The 18,609-nt window shown below is 42.9% G+C and carries 15 protein-coding genes and 1 pseudogene; all 16 read right to left on the bottom strand.

The window, feature by feature from the left end:
- Window positions 1–368: 368 nt before the first annotated feature.
- Complete coding sequence (gene trxB, locus QF028_RS32505; RefSeq protein ID WP_429471931.1) at window positions 369–1,325, bottom strand: thioredoxin-disulfide reductase; 957 nt, start codon at window positions 1,323–1,325, stop codon at window positions 369–371.
- A gap of 220 nt (window positions 1,326–1,545) precedes the next feature.
- Window positions 1,546–3,040 (bottom strand): annotated as a pseudogene (locus QF028_RS32500) (tetratricopeptide repeat protein).
- Between the two features lie 272 nt (window positions 3,041–3,312).
- Window positions 3,313–3,930: a bifunctional phosphoribosyl-AMP cyclohydrolase/phosphoribosyl-ATP diphosphatase HisIE gene (gene hisIE / locus QF028_RS32495; RefSeq protein ID WP_215005559.1), complete on the bottom strand. Its 618-nt coding sequence runs from the start codon at window positions 3,928–3,930 to the stop codon at window positions 3,313–3,315.
- Entirely contained in the window at window positions 3,927–4,688 is a 762-nt protein-coding gene (hisF, locus tag QF028_RS32490) for an imidazole glycerol phosphate synthase subunit HisF (protein WP_215005562.1), read from the bottom strand. The genes hisIE and hisF overlap by 4 nt, the downstream gene beginning before the upstream one ends.
- A 55-nt stretch (window positions 4,689–4,743) precedes the next feature.
- A complete protein-coding gene (hisA, locus tag QF028_RS32485) occupies window positions 4,744–5,466 on the bottom strand; it encodes a 1-(5-phosphoribosyl)-5-[(5-phosphoribosylamino)methylideneamino]imidazole-4-carboxamide isomerase (protein ID WP_429471927.1) in 723 nt (240 codons plus the stop codon).
- Window positions 5,463–6,089 (bottom strand): imidazole glycerol phosphate synthase subunit HisH, encoded by a 627-nt coding sequence (gene hisH / locus QF028_RS32480; protein WP_429471925.1) that lies wholly within the window; start codon window positions 6,087–6,089, stop codon window positions 5,463–5,465. Before hisH ends, hisA begins: the two co-directional genes overlap by 4 nt.
- A gap of 99 nt (window positions 6,090–6,188) precedes the next feature.
- Window positions 6,189–6,776 (bottom strand): imidazoleglycerol-phosphate dehydratase HisB, encoded by a 588-nt coding sequence (gene hisB / locus QF028_RS32475; RefSeq protein WP_168245660.1) that lies wholly within the window; start codon window positions 6,774–6,776, stop codon window positions 6,189–6,191.
- Window positions 6,777–6,803: 27 nt separating this feature from the next.
- The gene (gene hisD, locus QF028_RS32470; protein ID WP_429471923.1) at window positions 6,804–8,084 is read right to left on the bottom strand and encodes a histidinol dehydrogenase; all 1,281 of its coding nucleotides are present in this window, start codon (window positions 8,082–8,084) and stop codon (window positions 6,804–6,806) included.
- Window position 8,085: 1 nt separating this feature from the next.
- Complete coding sequence (gene hisG, locus QF028_RS32465; protein ID WP_168245662.1) at window positions 8,086–8,724, bottom strand: ATP phosphoribosyltransferase; 639 nt, start codon at window positions 8,722–8,724, stop codon at window positions 8,086–8,088.
- On the bottom strand, window positions 8,717–9,889 hold the full coding sequence (locus QF028_RS32460; protein WP_429471921.1) for an ATP phosphoribosyltransferase regulatory subunit: 1,173 nt from the start codon (window positions 9,887–9,889) through the stop codon (window positions 8,717–8,719). The genes hisG and QF028_RS32460 overlap by 8 nt, the downstream gene beginning before the upstream one ends.
- A gap of 500 nt (window positions 9,890–10,389) precedes the next feature.
- Window positions 10,390–14,106, bottom strand: coding sequence for a bifunctional 2',3'-cyclic-nucleotide 2'-phosphodiesterase/3'-nucleotidase (locus QF028_RS32455; protein ID WP_429471919.1), 3,717 nt, complete (start codon window positions 14,104–14,106; stop codon window positions 10,390–10,392).
- A gap of 301 nt (window positions 14,107–14,407) precedes the next feature.
- Window positions 14,408–14,935 carry an acyltransferase gene (locus QF028_RS32450; RefSeq protein WP_088089571.1) on the bottom strand — a complete coding sequence of 176 codons (528 nt, stop codon included), beginning with the start codon at window positions 14,933–14,935 and terminating at the stop codon, window positions 14,408–14,410.
- A gap of 5 nt (window positions 14,936–14,940) precedes the next feature.
- Window positions 14,941–15,585 (bottom strand): pyrophosphatase PpaX, encoded by a 645-nt coding sequence (gene ppaX, locus QF028_RS32445; RefSeq protein ID WP_429471917.1) that lies wholly within the window; start codon window positions 15,583–15,585, stop codon window positions 14,941–14,943.
- Window positions 15,578–16,522 carry a nucleoside recognition domain-containing protein gene (locus QF028_RS32440; protein WP_429471915.1) on the bottom strand — a complete coding sequence of 315 codons (945 nt, stop codon included), beginning with the start codon at window positions 16,520–16,522 and terminating at the stop codon, window positions 15,578–15,580. The genes ppaX and QF028_RS32440 overlap by 8 nt, the downstream gene beginning before the upstream one ends.
- Before the next feature lie 30 nt (window positions 16,523–16,552).
- On the bottom strand, window positions 16,553–17,371 hold the full coding sequence (gene lgt, locus QF028_RS32435; RefSeq protein WP_429471913.1) for a prolipoprotein diacylglyceryl transferase: 819 nt from the start codon (window positions 17,369–17,371) through the stop codon (window positions 16,553–16,555).
- Window positions 17,372–17,392: 21 nt separating this feature from the next.
- Window positions 17,393–18,328: an HPr(Ser) kinase/phosphatase gene (hprK, locus tag QF028_RS32430; RefSeq protein ID WP_429471911.1), complete on the bottom strand. Its 936-nt coding sequence runs from the start codon at window positions 18,326–18,328 to the stop codon at window positions 17,393–17,395.
- Window positions 18,329–18,609: the final 281 nt, after the last annotated feature.

The following is an 18,609-nucleotide window of genomic DNA, read 5'->3' as shown; positions in this document are numbered from 1 at the left end:
AAAAGCATTCGCTTGTCCTTTTTGTAAAAGGGCCCTTTCAAAGTTTAATCGAATTACAAAAGAACCCTCTATAACTTTAAATTCATTCTTTTTATTATACTATTTTTAGGATGCAGCCACAATGAATACAAATTTGATATTTCTTTAATTATTATTATAGTTTGTCACTATTGCTAACATACTTTTTATTAATATACTTACGAGCAGATCTGCCTAAAAAAATAGCACAGGCTACGGGCCTGTGCATGAAAGGAATATATTTTTAAAGGGGGTCAATTACTGCTTTTATCATACCCTAACAATATTTCACTACTGTTACAAGAGAATTAAAACAGAGTTACGTTTTTGTAAAAACAATGGAAGATTTTTTAGCTTCTGCTTTTTTGTTTTAATTCTTCTTTAAGCTCCTCAACAAAATGCTGGGCACTTTGAGCGGCAATACTTCCATCTCCCGTTGCAGTGACAATCTGGCGTAACGTTTTTTCTCGGATATCTCCAGCTGCAAAAATTCCCGGTACCTTCGTTTCCATGCGGTCATTTGTTTCGATATAGCCATTTTCATTGGTAATTCCTAGGCTTGTAAATGGTTTCGATAATGGCACCATGCCGATATAAATAAAGACTCCGTCAGCCGGTAATACTTGCTCTTCGCCATTCTCTGTGGAAACCAATGTCACACTTCCAACTTTGCCATCTTTGTCATTAATTGACTTTATCGTGTGATTCCAAATAAAATCCACTTTCTCATTGGCAAAAGCACGGTCCTGGAGGATTTTTTGGGCACGTAGCTCATCACGGCGATGGACGATAGTTACTTTGGAAGCAAAACGGGTTAAATAAACCCCTTCTTCCACGGCAGAGTCCCCGCCGCCAATTACATAAAGCTCTTTTGCTTTAAAGAAGGCCCCATCACATACAGCACAATAGGATACACCGCGGCCGCCCAGTTCTTTTTCACCTGGAACACCAATTTTCTTATACTCTGCACCCGTAGTAATGATAACGGCGTAAGCTTTATATTGTTTTGACCCGGCAACGACGATTTTATAGTCGCCGTGATCAATGATTTCCTTAATATCGCCATAAGCATATTCTGCGCCAAACTTTTTCGCATGTTCGAACATCTTTGTTGATAAATCCGGACCTAAAATACTTTCAAAGCCAGGATAATTTTCAACGTCCTCGGTATTGGCCATCTGCCCGCCCGGCATCCCGCGCTCAATCATTAGTGTCGATAGGTTCGCACGAGATGTATAAACAGCCGCTGTCATCCCCGCAGGGCCAGCACCGGCAATAATGACGTCATAAATTTTTTCTTCAGACATATTTTGTCACTCCTTTATAGAAAAGCGGAAGCGCCTTGGTCAGGGGCGACAAGCATAAGACGAGCCGGCGGGAAGGTTGTTCTTTACCTTCTCGTCGGATTGGCTTAGACCATAGAGCCCTAGGCGCTGCAGCTAGACAGTAATATAAAAAAATACGATTAAGTATATTGTTCCCTTACTTAATCGTATATAACAATCGTTTTATCGTCCACCAATATGCTTAATTCAAATAGCTATTCACTATTTTTACATATTTGCCAATCGTTGCTGTGGAAATCCCATAGCGTTCAGCAACTTCCTGCTGGGATACCTTTTCACTGCGCAGCTTGTGCCACATATACTCAACTGCGCCAGCCCAGGCACGTTTATTTTTTCAAACGAAGCTTAGCTTTGGAAACCTCGACATACACGGAAAACCACATGAGGTATAACCCAGCCTCAATGGTGCCAATTGGTTGATGGGTTTCATAAAAAAGCTCGGCAATTTCTTGTGCATCCGAAGTCATGGATGGTTTTCCCGATCTGATTAACGAGATATAATCCTTTTCCAAGGCCGTAAATTTGTGGTTTTTAAAAAGCCGTTTAGAGGTGATAATTTCCTCTTTTTTACTTGAAACGGTCGTTAGGAAAAGGGCAAATAAGCGCTCTTCTACATAGTCGCTTTCAAGCTTTTGAAAAATAGATCCGGAAAGGTCCTCAAAACCATTAGCTGATGCGTTTTCTTTATTCCATGGTTCAGAGCCTTCTTTGTCAGGACTAAGGTCCAGCACCTTTTTCCAGATGCTTTTTGCAAAATTTTCATGGCCTGTGAAATAGGCCGAATAAGAAAGCCAATAATAATACGGACCATCGCCATCAAAGCCATGTTTATATAATTTTTTCAGCCATAAATAGGCAAGTTCATATTCACCAACCAAAGCAAACGAGGCACCCAGCTTAAATTGCTGTTCACTAAGAAGCGGTTGAATTTTCTTCAATGTTGCAATCAACCCAGCCACATTCTTTGATTGGCCCTGATAATGAGCAAATACAAGTCTGTTACAAAGAGCATGGAGATTTCCCGGATTTCGCTCCAACACATCGTCTAAGATGGATTCCGCCTTTTCTGTTTTGCCTAGATAGAAATAAGCGAGCGCCAAGTTATTGTATGCCGACCAGTACTCCGGATAATCTTTGACCACATCGTTTAACAGCTCAATTGCTTTTGGAAAGTAACCTGACTCCAGCAGGTCACGAGCTTGTTCTTGTTTGACGATCAGGTCATCCTGCGGATAAAGTTCATCCTCAAGATCCTCTGACTCAAATGTTAATACATCAAGCAAATCCTCTGTATCTTCGCTAAAATCACCATCTGGATCTAGCTCTAAATACAGCTTGGCGTGGTGATAAGCATCTTTAAAAAATCCCAAATGGGCATAATTATTCGCCAAAAAGTAATGGCATTCCACCATTTCTTGATCTAGTTCTTCAAGGATGAGGTGCAAGAGCCGGTTGGAATTTTCAAACTCGCCAAGTTCTGTTGACACGATCGCCAACTGGCATATAATCATCGGTTCACCCGGCTCAAGCTGCATCGCTCGCCCAAGATATTTTTTTGCTTTTATAAAATCACGTCGATGGAATGCCTTTAAACCCTTCGTGAAATAATATTCCCCCGTAGGAACAAATGAAAGTAATTTTCCCATATGCATTCTTGCTTTCGCGTCTTTACCCATGAAGTCCTCCACATTTTTAACATAACTAATGTAGTATACCACATCATGGAGTTGTTCGAGAAGGGATTGTAATGGGGGAGTTTCTGATTGTTTTAGAAAGATACGGCGAAATGGAAATGTTTTTACAATTTCTGTCGAATTCATCTAACTTTTGTATAATTATCGGTGCGTTTTGTAAAATAAGCTCTCAGTTTTGGATAATAGTAGCCTAATTTGTAAAATTACTCTTCAGTTTTGTTCAATGCAGTAATAAATAAAAAAAACCGGTCTATTTACGACCGGTCCTTGTGTCTTTCCTCTAATGTTCTCAAAATATCTTTGAATGGGAGGCCTTGTTCCACCAGCAATACCTGTAAGTGATAAAGCAAATCTGCTGCTTCCCATCTTAGCTCCTCAGGGTCACGGTTTTTTGCAGCGATAATTACTTCGGCCGCTTCTTCACCGACTTTTTTCAAAATCTTATCGACGCCTTTTTCAAAAAGATAGGTTGTGTATGCCCCTTCTGGCCGCTCACGTTCACGTTCGACGATCACTTTTTCAAGCGATTGCAGGATCTGATAATCGGCCAAGCTCGAAGACCCCTTAAATCCGCGTTCAGAAAAACAACTCACCGCACCCGTATGGCAGGCAGGACCTTTGGGATAGACAAGCACTAATAATGCATCTTGATCACAGTCATAGTTGATGCTGACAACCGTTTGCGTATTGCCGCTTGTCGCTCCTTTATGCCATAATTCCTGACGAGAACGGCTGAAAAACCAGGTTTCACCCGTTTCAATTGTTTTCGCGAGTGATTCCTCGTTCATATATGCGAGCGTTAATACTTCTTTCGTTCCAGCATCCTGGATAATGGCCGGCACTAACCCTTTTTCATCAAATCGTACATTCATCGAACCGTCACTCCTTTTTCCCGTAAATAGGATTTTACCTCATGAACAGAAGTCTCTTTATAGTGAAAAATAGAAGCAGCAAGGCCAGCGTCTGCCTTCCCAGCGCTAAATGCTTCCTCAAAGTGTTCCGAATTCCCTGCTCCGCCCGAAGCGATGACTGGAATCGGAACGGCTTCACTAACCGCCTTTGTCAGTTCTAGATCAAATCCATTTTTCTCGCCGTCACTGTCCATACTTGTTAATAGAATTTCACCTGCTCCAAGCTCGGCTGCTTCCTTTGCCCACTCAACCACTAGTTTGTCTGTAGGAGTCCGGCCGCCGTGCGTAAACACACGCCATGTCCCAATTTCTTCATCAAATTTCGCATCAATCGCTACGACGATACATTGCGAACCGAAGTAACTGGCACCTTCTTTAATGACCTCTGGATTCAAGACGGCAGCTGTGTTCAGTGACACTTTATCTGCCCCGGCCCGAAGAATTCTCTTCATATCTTCCAAGGCATTGATTCCCCCGCCAACCGTAAACGGAATCGCCAGCTCGGAAGCGACAGCCTTGACTACTTCCACCATCGTTTTTCTACCTTCAACCGATGCTGAGATATCTAGGAAAACAAGCTCGTCTGCACCTTGCTGGTCGTAAAATCGTGCCAATTCAACCGGGTCCCCCGCATCCCGCAGCTGGACAAATTGAATGCCTTTTACCACTCGACCGTCCTTTACATCAAGGCAGGGAATGATTCGTTTTGTTAATGTCATATACTCTCACCTTCCAATGCCTCTTTTTGCAGGGAATACTATGTAAACTCCTGTGTTATACTCCTGCCAGTTCCAATGCTTCTTTCAGGGTAAAACGATTTTCGTATAGCGCCTTACCTACAATTGCACCGCTTATGCCGTTTTTCGCTATCTCCTTTAAATCTGCAAGACTGCTTACCCCGCCAGAGGCAATGACATTTTTTCCAGTTACTTCTGCCATTTCACATACAGCTACTATATTCGGACCTGCAAGTGTCCCATCTGTGGCAATATCGGTAAAAATAAACGTCTCTGCGCCTGCTTCTGCAAAGCGCTTGCCAAGATCGACCGCCTTTAGTTCTGAGGTATCCAGCCATCCGTGTGTGGCGACATAGCCATTTTTCGCATCAATGCCAACCGCAATTTTTCCACCGTATTTCTTTATCATCTCAATTGCAAACTCCGGATTCGATACAGCAATGCTTCCGATGATGACCCGATCCACACCATTTTCAAGGTAGTGAACGATGTCCTCTTCCGAACGAATCCCGCCGCCAATTTGAATTTTTACATCAAGTTTGTTTGCCGCTTCAATCACGAACCGGTCATTAACCCGCTTGCCATCCTTTGCCCCGTCAAGGTCCACCATGTGGATCCAATCTGCGCCGTCAGCGGCAAAACTCTTAGCCATATCAAACGGCGAGTTCCCGTAAATCGTTTCTTGATCATAGTCCCCTTGGAGGAGACGGACGCAATTGCCGCCCCGCATATCAATTGCCGGATATATTGTTAAACTCATTGGACTGCCTTCCTTTCCTCCACCATTTGTAAAAAATTATCTAGAAGGGCCATCCCAAGCTTGCTGCTTTTTTCTGGATGAAATTGCATCCCCATCACATTGTCTCTGCCAACAACTGCTGAAACTTGTTCGTGGTAATCCGCCTTTGCCAGTAAAACATCGCTGTTTTTTGCATCCACATAATAGGAATGGACGAAATACACATAATCCTCTTCTACATTTTTTAACAGAGGTGAGTTGTTAACAAATTCAAGCCGGTTCCAGCCCATGTGAGGAACTTTGTAAGTCGCTCCCTCTGATGTTCGGCCTGGAAAGCGGCGAACACTTCCTGGTAACAATCCTAACCCTTTCGTTAGACCATTTTCCTCACTTTGCTCAAACAACAGCTGCATCCCAAGGCATATACCGAGGAGCGGTTTACCCGTTGCCACAAATTCCTTGATCGTCTCCACTGGCAAGCGTTCCATCGCATCACGAAAGGAACCCACCCCAGGAAGAATCAATCCATCAGCTTGAAGTAATTCCTTCTTATTGGCGGAAATAAAATAATCAGCGCCTAGTCGCTCAAGTGCTTTACTCACACTAAACAAATTTCCCATCCCATAATCAACAATGCCAATCATCGAAAACATCCCTTTCCTGGTGCCTCTTCATGGTGCCTGACACCCAAATTTCTTGCCTTCTGTTTGATGGTGCCTTCATGGTGCCTGACACCAAGGTTTTTATAACATCCCTTTTGTCGATGGCACGCCTTTGATGCGTGGGTCGATGGTCGTTGCTTCGTCTAGGGCACGTCCGAGTGCTTTAAAGACGGCTTCGATCATATGGTGTGTATTTTGTCCGTAATGTACGATAACATGAAGATTCATCCGAGCTTCTAATGCAAGCTTCCATAAAAATTCATGAACAAGCTCTGTGTCAAAGGTGCCCACTTTTTGTCCTGGAAACTCGGCACGCATTTCGAGATGCGGACGATTACTGAGATCGACGACTACCTGTGCTAAAGCTTCATCCATCGGTACAAAGGCATTCCCGTAGCGCTTAATGCCGCGCTTGTCCCCCAGTGCTTCACGAAGCGCCTGCCCTAAACAAATGCCAATATCTTCTGTTGTATGGTGATCGTCTACTTCTGTATCACCATTCGCATTAACTGTAAGGTTGAATTGCCCGTGCTTTGTGAATAAATCAAGCATATGCGTCATGAATGGGACACCCGTTTCAAGATTGGACTGTCCGTCACCATCTACTTCTAATTTCAATTGTATTTGCGTTTCATTTGTATTTCGTTCAACACTTGCGATTCTTTCCACGAACGGGACCTCCTTATTTTATGAAAGCTATAACTTTCCGTCATTTTTCAAACGAATTTCCACTGCTCTCGCATGGGCCTCGAGCCCTTCCATCCGGGCGAACTCAGCAATTTTTGCACCATTCTCGGTTAAAGCCTTTTCACTGTAGATAATCACGCTGGATTTCTTTTGAAAATCGTCCACATTTAGTGGACTGGAAAAGCGAGCTGTTCCGTTTGTCGGCAGAACATGATTGGGACCTGCAAAATAATCACCCACGGGTTCAGAGCTGTAACGACCAATAAAGATCGCTCCTGCGTGACGAATTTTCCCAAGCAACTCAATGGCATTTTCTGTGATGACTTCTAAGTGTTCAGGCGCTAACTGGTTTACAGTTTCGACTGCTTCGTCAATATCTGCTGTTACGTAAATCGCACCATAATCGGCAATCGAGCGGGCGGCAATGTCTTTTCGCGGCAGAAGTTCTAGCTGCTTTTCTACTTCCAAAGCAACAGCTTCGGCTAAAGTAAGCGATGGAGTCACGAGAACACTACAGGCACGTGGGTCATGCTCCGCTTGTGATAGCAGGTCAGCCGCCAATTCGTCCGCCTTTGCCGTGTCATCTGCCAAGATGGCAATCTCACTTGGACCGGCGATCATGTCGATGTCCACATCCCCGAAAACTTCTCGTTTTGCCAGCGCCACAAAGATATTTCCCGGACCGGTAATTTTATCAACGGAGCGAATCGATTCTGTTCCATAGGCGAGTGCCGCAATTGCCTGAGCCCCGCCAACCTTATAGATTTCTTCGACGCCGGCTTCCTTTGCAGCCACAAGTACCGCTGCTGGCAATTGACCTTGGTCATCAGGAGGTGATACCATCACAATCCGTTTCACACCAGCGACTTTCGCTGGAATCACATTCATTAGGACGGATGATGGATAGGCAGCCGTTCCACCTGGCACATACACGCCAACCGAATCGAGCGGCGTTATTTTTTGACCAAGAACGGTTCCATTTTCTTCGGTGGTCATCCATGATGGCCGGAGCTGCTTTTCATGAAAAGCTCGAATATTTTCCGCCGCTTCCTGGACGATCGAGATAAAACGATGATCGATCTGCTGATAGGCTGCCTCGATTTCTTTATCTGTTACGGAAAAAGAAGATAAGTTCACACGGTCGAACTTTTCGGTATACTCTCTTAACGCTTCGTCACCGCGAGTGCGAATCTCCGCAATAATTTTTTTGACAACATCCTGCTGTTCTGAGGTACCCGCTTCAATCGAACGTTTAATCGAAATAAGTTCACTCACTTTTAGTATTTTCATGTTAATAATCCCCCACTGAAACTACTTCACTAAGTCGTGTCACTAAATCGTCGATCTGATTGTCTTTGATCCGATAGCTGACAGGATTGACGATCAGCCGCGATGTTACATCGACAATTCTCTCGTACTCGACAAGACCGTTTTCCCTCATCGTCCGCCCAGTCGACACAATATCGACGATTCGATCTGATAAACCAATGATTGGGGCCAGTTCGATCGAGCCATTTAATTTAATAATCTCGACTTGTTCCCCCTGCTCACGAAAATAAGCCTCGGCCACATTCGGATATTTAGTGGCCACTCTCGGTGCAACATCATTCATTTTCGTATCGGGAAGACCCGCTACTGCCAAATAACAGGCGCTGATGCGTAAATCGAGGAGTTCATAAACATCTCGCTCTTCCTCAAGCAATACATCCTTGCCGGCAATACCAATATCAGCAACGCCATGCTCGACATAGGTTGGAACGTCTGTCGGTTTCGCTAAGATAAACCTTAGTCCCTCATTTTCAACCTCAATAATTAATTTTCGGGAATCATCGAATTCCGGCGGAAGCTGATAACCAGCTTTCCTAAGCAGGTCGGCCGCTTCTTCAAATATCCGCCCCTTCGGCATCGCAATCGTTAGTACATTATTCATCGGCACGCCCTCCTAATAAGTAGGTAGTATCCGCAAATTTCTTTGTATAGGCATCAAGATTTTTGACACCATTGATATCCTGAAGCACTGTCCGCCTTCCTTGTTGATGCATTTTTTCGGCTAATTGAAAGGCTTCTCTTCGTTGCTCTTGGCTGAAAAAGATGCAGGTCACTGTGTTTTCGATATCATAGCTTCCGAGTGCCTCTAAAAGTCGATCAAGGTGAACCCCAAACCCGGTCGCACTTGCTTTTTTTCCAAATTTCTCTATTAAGCTATATCGACCGCCATTCCCAATTGGAAAGCCAACCTTCCCTGCGTAAACTTCAAATAAAATACCAGAATAGTAGCTCATATGGCTGACGATGGTTAAATCAAATTTGACTTGATCCTGTACACCGTAATCATTTATACAATCCCATAATTCCTCTAGTTGTAAAATAGCTTGCTTACCTTTTTCATTTTCTATTAGGTCGAGTGCTGTTCCAATTATTTCCACTCCACCTCTAAGGTCAAGGAACTGCAGAAGTCTCTGCTTATCAATCGATGATAGCGATAGGGAGTTCACATGCTCGCGGTAGCCGACATAATTTTTTTCATAAAGAAATCTTCTTAACGAATCAGCTCGCTCATCTGTGCCGAGGATTTGTAAAAATAATTCCTGGGCAAAGCCAATATGGCCGATAGATACTTGGAACTCCGATAATCCTGCTTTTTTCAATGAAGAAATAAGTAATGATATGACTTCTCCATCACAAGAAACCGTTTCGTCATTCAAGCATTCTACACCGATTTGCTCAAACTCAGCAGGCCGGCCGCCTTCACGTTGCTGCGCCCGGAAAACGTTCGCAGAGTATGCTAACCGAAGCGGCATGTCATCCTGCAATAGTTTCGATGCTGCTACTCTGGCAATTGGTGCTGTCATGTCAGGCCTCAAAACGAGTGTATGGCCCTCTTTGTCAAGCAATCTAAACAGCTGGGCATCCTGAATGGCTGATGCGGCTCCAACGGTTTCATAGTATTCCAGTGTAGGTGTTTCAATAAATTGGCAGCCCCAAAGTTTGATCGTATCCTCCATTAAGGTCCGAACACGATGTTTCTTTTCATATAACTCCGGCAGCGTGTCTCTCATGCCTAAAGGCTTTTCAAACATAAACAAGCGACTCATCCTGCTCATCCTTTATCGTTAGATTACTTTGTTTTTATATTGCATATTTTCTAAATGCTTTAGTCTGCTAATGTGATAATGAATTAAAGTATTTTTAGTTTACCTCTAGGGAACCTTTTCGTCAATGAAATTTTGAAGGAATTGACCAAATCTAGATAGTTTTCCGCCAAACTCTGATTGAATTCCGCCAAAACTCAGAAAATTTTTGTTATAGCTTTGGAATTCGTTCGAACTAGGCGGGGATTCCGCCAAAGTTAGAGGCATTTCCGCCAAACTTGGATAGGATTCATCCAAACTTTAGTGGATTTCCGCCAACAAGACCATGAATTCCGCCAATTTCCTGATTATTCCGCGATAGAGTAATTTAATAGTAAGTTTACTACAAAAAAGCCTGGTTGCGAAAACCAGACTTCAAAAATTCTTCCTAATTATTTTTTGACCATAATAAAGAAGCACCCCTGAAAAATTTCAGAGGCACTTCAGATTACTACGCTAGTTTTTTACCAGAACTTTGAATTCCTTTTAACAAGAGTAACGGAAGTAGCGTTGCTTGTATTCCCAGCTGCATCCGTTGCAGTGAAGGTTAAGACTTTTCCATGTGTTTGAGCTGATTTAAATGAAATAGTGAATACTCCATCTTTATCAGCAACCGCACTGCCTATCATTGTTTTTCCTTCAAAAACTTTAACCGTTGAACCAGCCTCTGACTTTCCAGTAACGTTCTTTGCAGGGGCAATGATTTGTCCAACTTGCGGCGCGTTAGGTGCCACATTATCAATCAAAATTCTACCTTCAATTTGTGCTGAAATTGGTCCGGTAAAGGACTTTACATAATCAATAAACGCGTCTATATCAGTCATCTTTGTGAGCCGATCCGTTCCTTGTTTTAGAACAACAAAACCATCACCGCCGTCAGCCATGAAGTTGTTGACCGTAACAGAATATACTTTATTAGGATCAACTTTTGAACCATTTGGAAGGTAAATATCGAGCACCTTTTGCCCAAGCGGTAAATTATTAGTCCAAGTATACTTTAATCCTGAAATTTGCATGATACGGTTTCTGTCTGCTGCAAACTGTTGATTTAATAATGTTCTTACTTGCTCACCAGTAAGGTTCATTGTCACGATATCATTTCCGAATGGCTGGATGGCGAAAAGGTCGCCCCAAGTGATTGGACCCGCCTTTTTAATTTCATCACGGATACCGCCAACGTTCATAAAGGCAAAATCGGTGTTTGTAGCAGCTTTCATACCATCAGCAATCAGGTTACCAAGTGCCGTTTCTCCGTCTGCATTTGCAGTCCGAGAAATCGGTGTTGCTGCCTCGCCAACTATTTGACCTGTGATTGGGGCAATATCTGCCTGGTATTCGTCAAGCTCTGCTTTGATTTGTGCATCAGGAGTAATCGCATCTCTGAAGGTGGATGCAATTTCAGCTTGTTTCTCGACAATATCTTGTGTGACTGGGTCAATGGTCAAATCAACATCAGAAAATGCTGTACCATAAGAATAGGATTGAACTAACAATTTACCATCAACCGTTGAGTTCAGATACCTATGATCATGTGCACCATAGATAACGTCAACTTCATCATCAATCGCTTTGGCCATATCGACAACTTTACCTGTTGGATTGTCTCCATTTGTTGCTGAAGTTCCAGGATCATGGGCAAGAACCACGATAGATTCTACACCTTTGCCTTTTAACTCTGCCGCATATTTATTGACTGCTTCAACTTCATCTGTGAATTTAACGCCTGCGACACCGCTTGCCGTAACGATACTTGGTGTTTCTGTTGTAACGACACCGATGAAGCCAATCTTTACGCCATCCACTTCTTTGATTGCATATGGCGGTAAAATTAATCCGCCTGTTTTTTCATCCTCCACGTTGGCAACAACATATTGGAAGTCTGCTCCTTCAAATTCACCATACTTTTCAACCGTTTTTGGATGAGCACCACCATTGATTAAACGCTTCATTTCTGTTACGCCTTCATCAAATTCATGGTTACCGATTGTACCAATGTCCATACCGATTTCGTTCATAAAACGGATGGTTGGCTCATCTTGTAATAGCGCAGAAACTGGACGGCTTGCCCCTACTAAATCTCCAGCTTGTACCATTAAGGTATTAGCGGGGTTAGTTGCTTCTCTTTGTTTTAGGTAAGCAGCTAAGTATTCAATACCGCCGACTTCACGGTTAGACACTTTAGTTGTATAGTCTAATTGTCCATGGAAGTCATTGATTCCTAATAATTGAACGTGAACGTTTTGGTCTAATTCAAATAACTCGTATCCTGCTTTAGTTGTTGATGCTCCGAGGTCTTTTACCTCTGGTTGTTGTCCAAGGTATGCCATAGCATCCGGTGTAGAGTGGAATACTAATTTTGCAACCCCGCCAACAGGAGCAATCTTCCAGTTGTTGTCCGCTACAGGGTTGATTGTACCCTTTGCACTAATATAATCCATAAGGATTTGACGGTTTTCGAATGGAGAATCAACTACCACTTTAGCATTCTTCAATTCAGCTAGACCGCCGCTTCCGCCCGCACGATAGTTATTCGTTGCAACGATGAATTTTTGGTCCATCTGAACAGGTGTTCCATCCAACATCCTTAAGTTAACAACGCGCTCGCCTTTTGGCTTGGTTACATCAATTTCGTATTTAACACCGTCAATGACATCATAATTGTAAGGACGGAAATCATAATCAAGTAAATCCTGATTTCCTGCTTTATTCGGGTCAATCGTATTGAATTGTTTTGCTGATTCTTCGATCCATCTCTTCACTTGATCTCCTGTTACTTCAACCGCTTTTAAGGTGTTATCAAATAAATACAAATCAGCTGCACTCTTGATTGTTACGTCACCTTTAGCAATATTCGTGTAGTCAGCTACACCGCCTCGGCCACCCTTAAACGGTGCTGCCGCAGATAAGACTGGATAATCCTTATATTCAGAATTCGCAATCGCTTTTTTCACGTAATCCATTTGCGCATTGTTAACAATTTGTGTGGAAGCATCATCCATTACACGTGTGAAGAAACTGTGCATCGGAATCTCCGTCGTACCGATTTTTCCACGTACATACGCAAGTGTTTGGTCATGGATAGCTTGTGTATCACTTACAATTGTCGCGTCTGAAGCTGTATCAGCCGTAACGGCACGGTTAACCGATTTAGAATTGGCCTTATCAACAGTCCACTTGCCATTTGTATCCTGAACAAGCGCTAAGTCAAGCACACCAAGGTTATTTCCCCAGAAGCCAGCTTCAACAGCTTGAACATCATTTATTTTACCATTAGTGTTATCGATTCCAGTCTTGCCGTTAAATGATGCATCTCCAGGGAAGTTTACATGAGCATGTCCGAAAAGCATGGCATCAATGCCAGGTACTTTTGTTAAATCGTATACGGCATTCTCTGCTGCTTCTTGGCCTTCCGCAGCGATATCACAGCCAGAGTGTGCAATTGCTACAATTATATCTGCTCCTTCCGCCTTCATTTGCGGGATAAATTTTTTAGCTTGTGAAACAATATCTTTTGTAAAGACATGACCTGTTAGGTTATCTTTATCCCACTGCATAATTTGCGGTGGAGCGAAGCCGATTACCCCAACCTTAATGACATGTTCATTCCTGGCCTCATCCTTAATCGTTTTATTGACGATTTTATAAGGAGTGAAGTAGTTAACATCATTATCAGGGTTGGAATCATTATCATCTTTATATATATTGGCGTTTACAATCGGAAATTGTACTTCTTCCTGAACATCTTTTAAGTAGTCTAAACCATAATTAAATTCATGGTTACCCACAATCCCTGCATCATATTTTAAATAGTTCATTGCTTTGTAAATAGGATGAGTATCATTTGGGCCAAGTTTATTTACTTTTGCTACATAACTTGCCAGTGGATTTCCTTGAATCGTATCACCCGCATCGAATAGCATGGAGTTGGCAACTTCAGTTCTAGCTTGATGGATTAATGTCGCTGTTTTAGCTAATCCATAATTCGTAACTGGTGCATCTTTGAAATAATCATATGGTAAAACATTAGAATGTAGGTCACTAGTTTCTAAGATTCGTAGAGTAGCTGTGTTTCCGGAAGCAGCCTTTACATTATAAGGTATTGCGGGCGAGACAATAGTACTAAGTATCAAAGCTGTGGCAGCCAATTTGCTTAATTTATTAATATCTTTCTTTTTCTTCATACGCTTTATCACCTATCCCTTTGGATTATTCTTTCTACTAAGAACACAGGCCACGAGATTATGTAAAGGTCATCCTCTCCTTTTCTAAAGATCCCGACAAAAAACGGCAAATTTTTAATAGAAATGTAAACTATTAAAAATTTGCCGATACCTATTCTATGAACAGGGACTGAACCTTTTCGTATAGATGCACTACTATTATAAGGTTCTGCATCAAGACCAAAAACGTGCCTTAAATACTGTTTTTTTGAAGTATTTTAAAAATAGCAAAAAAAACCTAGTCGGAATTGACCAGGTTCATCTACTTTCTATAAATCGGGTCTTCTGCCCAACGCTTTTCTAGTTCTTCTTTCGTGTAAATAAGTCGCATCGGATTCCCGCCAACAAAACATCCAGGAGGAACGTCCTTATGAACTAAAGTTCCCGCCGAGACAATCGCCCCATCACCAATCGTCACGCCTGGAAGTATTGTCGAATTTGCACCGATCATCACTTCACTGCCAATAACAACCGGACCAAGCCGGTATTCTTTAATTAAATACTCATGCGCAAGAATGGTCGTGTTATAGCCGATAACGGTATTGCGGCCGACGCTGATTTTTTCTGGGAACATGACATCCAGCATAACCATTAAGGCAAAGGAGGTCTGCTCGCCCACTTTAAGGCCCAAAAAAACACGATAGAGCCAATTCTTCATCCCCAAGAATGGCGTATAGCGTGCCAGTTGGATCACAATAAAATTTCTGACAACCTTCCAAAAAGGCACAGTCTTGTAGACGTGCCATAAGGAATTTGCCCCTTCAACAGGGTAGCGGGTCGTATTTCTCACTCATTTCACTCCCCGAGAATGGTTAATAAGTCAGCCATGTTCTCTAGAATATAATCTGGTTCGTACTTTGCAATATACTCTCTACCTTTAATCGACCACGCACAGCCAGCCGTTACAGTCCCAGCATTTTTTCCTGCTAAAATATCGTGGTAATTATCACCGACCATCATCGTCTCTTCAGGCGAAGAATCCAGCTGTTCTAATGCTTTAAATATCGGTTCTGGATCAGGCTTGGTCTTGCTGACATGTTCGTAAGCAACAATCACCTCAAAGAATGGTTCAAGGTTCATCAAACGCAGACCCTTTATTGTCACATCATGACGTTTCGTCGTTACAACTCCGAGCTTATACCCTTTTTCTTTTAAGGTCCGAATCGTTTCCGTGACACCGATAAATTCCTTCACTAGCCTATCATGATTGGCAATGTTAAAGGTGCGGTATTCTAAAATCATTTCCTCGACCTGATCAGGGTCAATACTGCCAAACGCCTCGTGCAGCGTAGGTCCGAGAAATGGCAGGACATCCTCACGCTGGTACTTGCTTGGGTAGTATTTTTCCAGTGTGTGCAGGTACGTCGTAATAATCAATTCATTCGTATCAATTAATGTTCCGTCTAAATCAAATAGAATCGTAGTAATTTTGTTAGTCATAGGTTGCTTCCTTTCTTTTCACAAGCCCCGAGCGTTTCCAAATCGTACCGACAATTAAGGTTAACACAATGGCAACACCGATCCGGATGAGAAACAACGGCAAGACCGGAATCCCAAGCGGAATAAAGATTAACGTATCCTCGACAACCGCATGGCAGGCCATTAGAAAAATAAACGCCAAGGTTATATCCTTTTTGCTGACTCCATCTTCTTTAACTGCCTGAATCATCACACCGGCACCATAGGCTAAGCCGAACAACAGGCCGGCTGCCATCGTGGTCGAAGTGTTCTCCTGCATGCCTAAGGTTTTGGTAACCGGAGCCATCGTTTTTGAAAATTTATTTAACCATTGTATGTCTTTTAAGATTTGAATCACGATCATAAGCGGAATGACGATCATGGCCAGCTGCAATATGCCCAGCCCTGCTTTTTGAATGGCTTCGAGGAGAATTCCGCCGACTCCCTCTGCAGGTTCAGCACTCTGCTCAATAAATCCATATTTAGCAGTTTCTCCGCCTCCATGCCAGACAAGATTAATAACGGCTCCAGAAAGCAGGGCAAGTCCTGGTCTTGTGACGAGAACAATCCACAGCTTTACACCGGCTTTCATCGCAACGCCTGATTCAATAAATAAATTATGAGAAAACGACAGCATTACTGCTAAAATAAACACTTCTTTTACCGAAAAATCAAGCGTTAAAATTGCTCCAATCGCCGCATAAAGGTTGAGAAAATTCCCAAGTACAAGCGGAATGGCCGCATCCCCTGACAAGCCGATCAGCTTCATAAGCGGGGAAATCACTTTAATGATCCATGGCAGTACGGGTGTATACTGCAGCACGGCTACAATCAGGGTCACAGGAAAGATTACTTTTCCCAATGTCCATGTTGTCTTTAAGCCAACCAGCAACCCCTTTTTCAATGAATTAAATAGCATTTCCCCCATACTCTCCTTTAATAATTCCTGTTAGAGATTCTCTTGATCTAAATAACGTTTCTCCGAAATCTGCTTTGTTCGACGATAAATGAGAATAGCTAATGCACCAATCACTAATGCAATCGAAATCGTTTGCGCCATCCGAAGACTTCCAAGCATTAAACTATCGGTCCGTAAGCCTTCGATGAAAAAGCGGCCGATCGAATACCAAATCACATAGGTTAGGAACAGTTCCCCGCGCCGGAAATTGACTCTACGTAAGAAAATTAATAGGAAAAAGCCTGCAAAGTCCCAGAGAGATTCATAAAGGAACGTTGGATGATAGTAGGTTCCGTTAATATACATTTGATCAATAATAAATGTAGGCAAGTGTAAGTTTTCTAGGAAAGTTCTTGTTACTTCTCCGCCATGGGCTTCCTGGTTCATGAAATTACCCCAGCGGCCAATCGCCTGTCCGAGAATAATACTTGGTGCGGCAATGTCAGCAATCTTCCAGAAAGATAGGCCGCGTTTTTTGGAAAACACATAGGCGGTCAGGACGGAGCCAATTAATGCACCGTGAATGGCGATGCCTCCATTCCAAATTTGCGGGATATCCGCCGGATGTTTGACATAATAATCCCATTCAAAAATCACATAATAAATTCGGGCCGAAATAATCGCAATCGGAATGGCCCATAGCATTAAATCTGCAAACGTGTCTTTATCAAGTCCCCGCAGGTTCCCTTCCCTTATGGCAAGGTACAAGGCAAGTGCCAGACCTGATCCAATAATTACCCCATACCAATGCACCGAAATAGGCCCAAGTGTAAAGGCAATCGGATTTAGCGGTTGAATTGTTTCGTTCATCTGTCTATCTCCTCTTCCCCTTTAAATCTCTTCATGGTCACCGTCTTCAATGACATCAGACAAGCGCTCGGTAAATTGTTGCGCAGCATTCACTCCCATTCGTTTCAGACGGAAATTCATGGCCGCTACTTCAATAATAACCGCGAGATTTCGTCCCGGACGAACGGGGATGGTTAACTTAGGTACTTCCGTGTCGATAATTTTCATTGTCTCTTCATCCAAACCAAGACGGTCATACTGTTTTTTGGAGTCCCAAATTTCTAAATTCATAACGAGTGTGATACGTTTATTACTGCGGACCGCACCTGCACCGAACAGAGTCATCACATTGATAATCCCTAAACCGCGGATTTCTAGTAAATGCTCGATTAAATCCGGAGACGTCCCAACTAAGGTATCCTGGTCTTCCTGACGAATTTCCACGCAATCGTCCGCGATGAGACGATGACCGCGCTTGACTAATTCTAATGCGGTTTCACTTTTACCAACACCGCTTTTTCCGGTAATTAACACACCAATCCCATAAACATCCACTAAGACACCATGGACAGCCGTCGTTGGCGCCAGCTTGCTCTCTAAGTAATTGGTTAGCCGGCTGGAGAAACGGGTCGTTTTCATGCCCACACGTAGAACAGGAACTGATTCACGCTCTGATGCTTCAATCAGCTCTATGGGTACCTCAATATCTCTTGTGACAATAATCGCTGGAGTGATATCGGTGCATAAACGTTCCATTCTTGAAATCCGTTCGTTTTCGGAAAGCATTTCAAAAAATGATAGTTCTGTTTTTCCTAAGAGTTGAATACGTTCCGCGGGATAAAATTCAAAATATCCAGCAATTTCAATTCCTGGACGGGAGATGTCACTCATAGTAATCGGGCGGTTAATTCCTTCTTCACCGCTGACCAATTCAAGATTAAATTTCTCTAGTATATCTTTGGTACGAACTTTCGGCATGGAAACATCCTCCTTAACTAGAAAAGCGTAAGGCGCCTGCCTATCGGCGATATAGGGAGACTTTTCGATGGCAAGCGTAGCGTTGCCAGAGAATTAGTCTCCCTTAATGCGTACATAAAGCGTTAGCTTTATGTAGCCAAGCATAAGACGAGCCGGCATGAAGGTTGCTCTTTAACCTTCTTGACGGATTGGCTTATGACCTCGAGCCGATGGCGCCTGGAGCTAGACAGCAATAAATTTTGAAAACATAAAAATTCCATTTCCATTTATTTTAGCATTTT

Source organism: Neobacillus sp. B4I6, from assembly GCF_050434045.1.
GTDB lineage: Bacteria > Bacillota > Bacilli > Bacillales > Cytobacillaceae > Neobacillus.
Note: the sequence above shows the minus strand (reverse complement) of the source record. Positions and strands in the feature narration are given on the sequence as shown.

Bases quoted from the DNA above. Each gene is read 5' to 3' on its own strand.
- ppaX (WP_429471917.1), bottom strand. From the start codon at position 15,585: ATGACTAACAAAATTACTACGATTCTATTTGATTTAGACGGAACATTA.
- hprK (WP_429471911.1), bottom strand. From the start codon at position 18,328: ATGCCGAAAGTTCGTACCAAAGATATACTAGAGAAATTTAATCTTGAA.
- hisIE (WP_215005559.1), bottom strand. From the start codon at position 3,930: ATGAATGTACGATTTGATGAAAAAGGGTTAGTGCCGGCCATTATCCAG.
- QF028_RS32460 (WP_429471921.1), bottom strand. From the start codon at position 9,889: ATGAGTCGCTTGTTTATGTTTGAAAAGCCTTTAGGCATGAGAGACACG.
- QF028_RS32455 (WP_429471919.1), bottom strand. From the start codon at position 14,106: ATGAAGAAAAAGAAAGATATTAATAAATTAAGCAAATTGGCTGCCACA.
- QF028_RS32440 (WP_429471915.1), bottom strand. From the start codon at position 16,522: ATGCTATTTAATTCATTGAAAAAGGGGTTGCTGGTTGGCTTAAAGACA.
- hisF (WP_215005562.1), bottom strand. From the start codon at position 4,688: ATGACATTAACAAAACGAATCATTCCCTGCCTTGATGTAAAGGACGGT.
- hisH (WP_429471925.1), bottom strand. From the start codon at position 6,089: ATGATTGGCATTGTTGATTATGGGATGGGAAATTTGTTTAGTGTGAGT.
- hisA (WP_429471927.1), bottom strand. From the start codon at position 5,466: ATGAGTTTAACAATATATCCGGCAATTGATATGCGGGGCGGCAATTGC.
- lgt (WP_429471913.1), bottom strand. From the start codon at position 17,371: ATGAACGAAACAATTCAACCGCTAAATCCGATTGCCTTTACACTTGGG.
- hisG (WP_168245662.1), bottom strand. From the start codon at position 8,724: ATGAATAATGTACTAACGATTGCGATGCCGAAGGGGCGGATATTTGAA.
- hisD (WP_429471923.1), bottom strand. From the start codon at position 8,084: ATGAAAATACTAAAAGTGAGTGAACTTATTTCGATTAAACGTTCGATT.
- trxB (WP_429471931.1), bottom strand. From the start codon at position 1,325: ATGTCTGAAGAAAAAATTTATGACGTCATTATTGCCGGTGCTGGCCCT.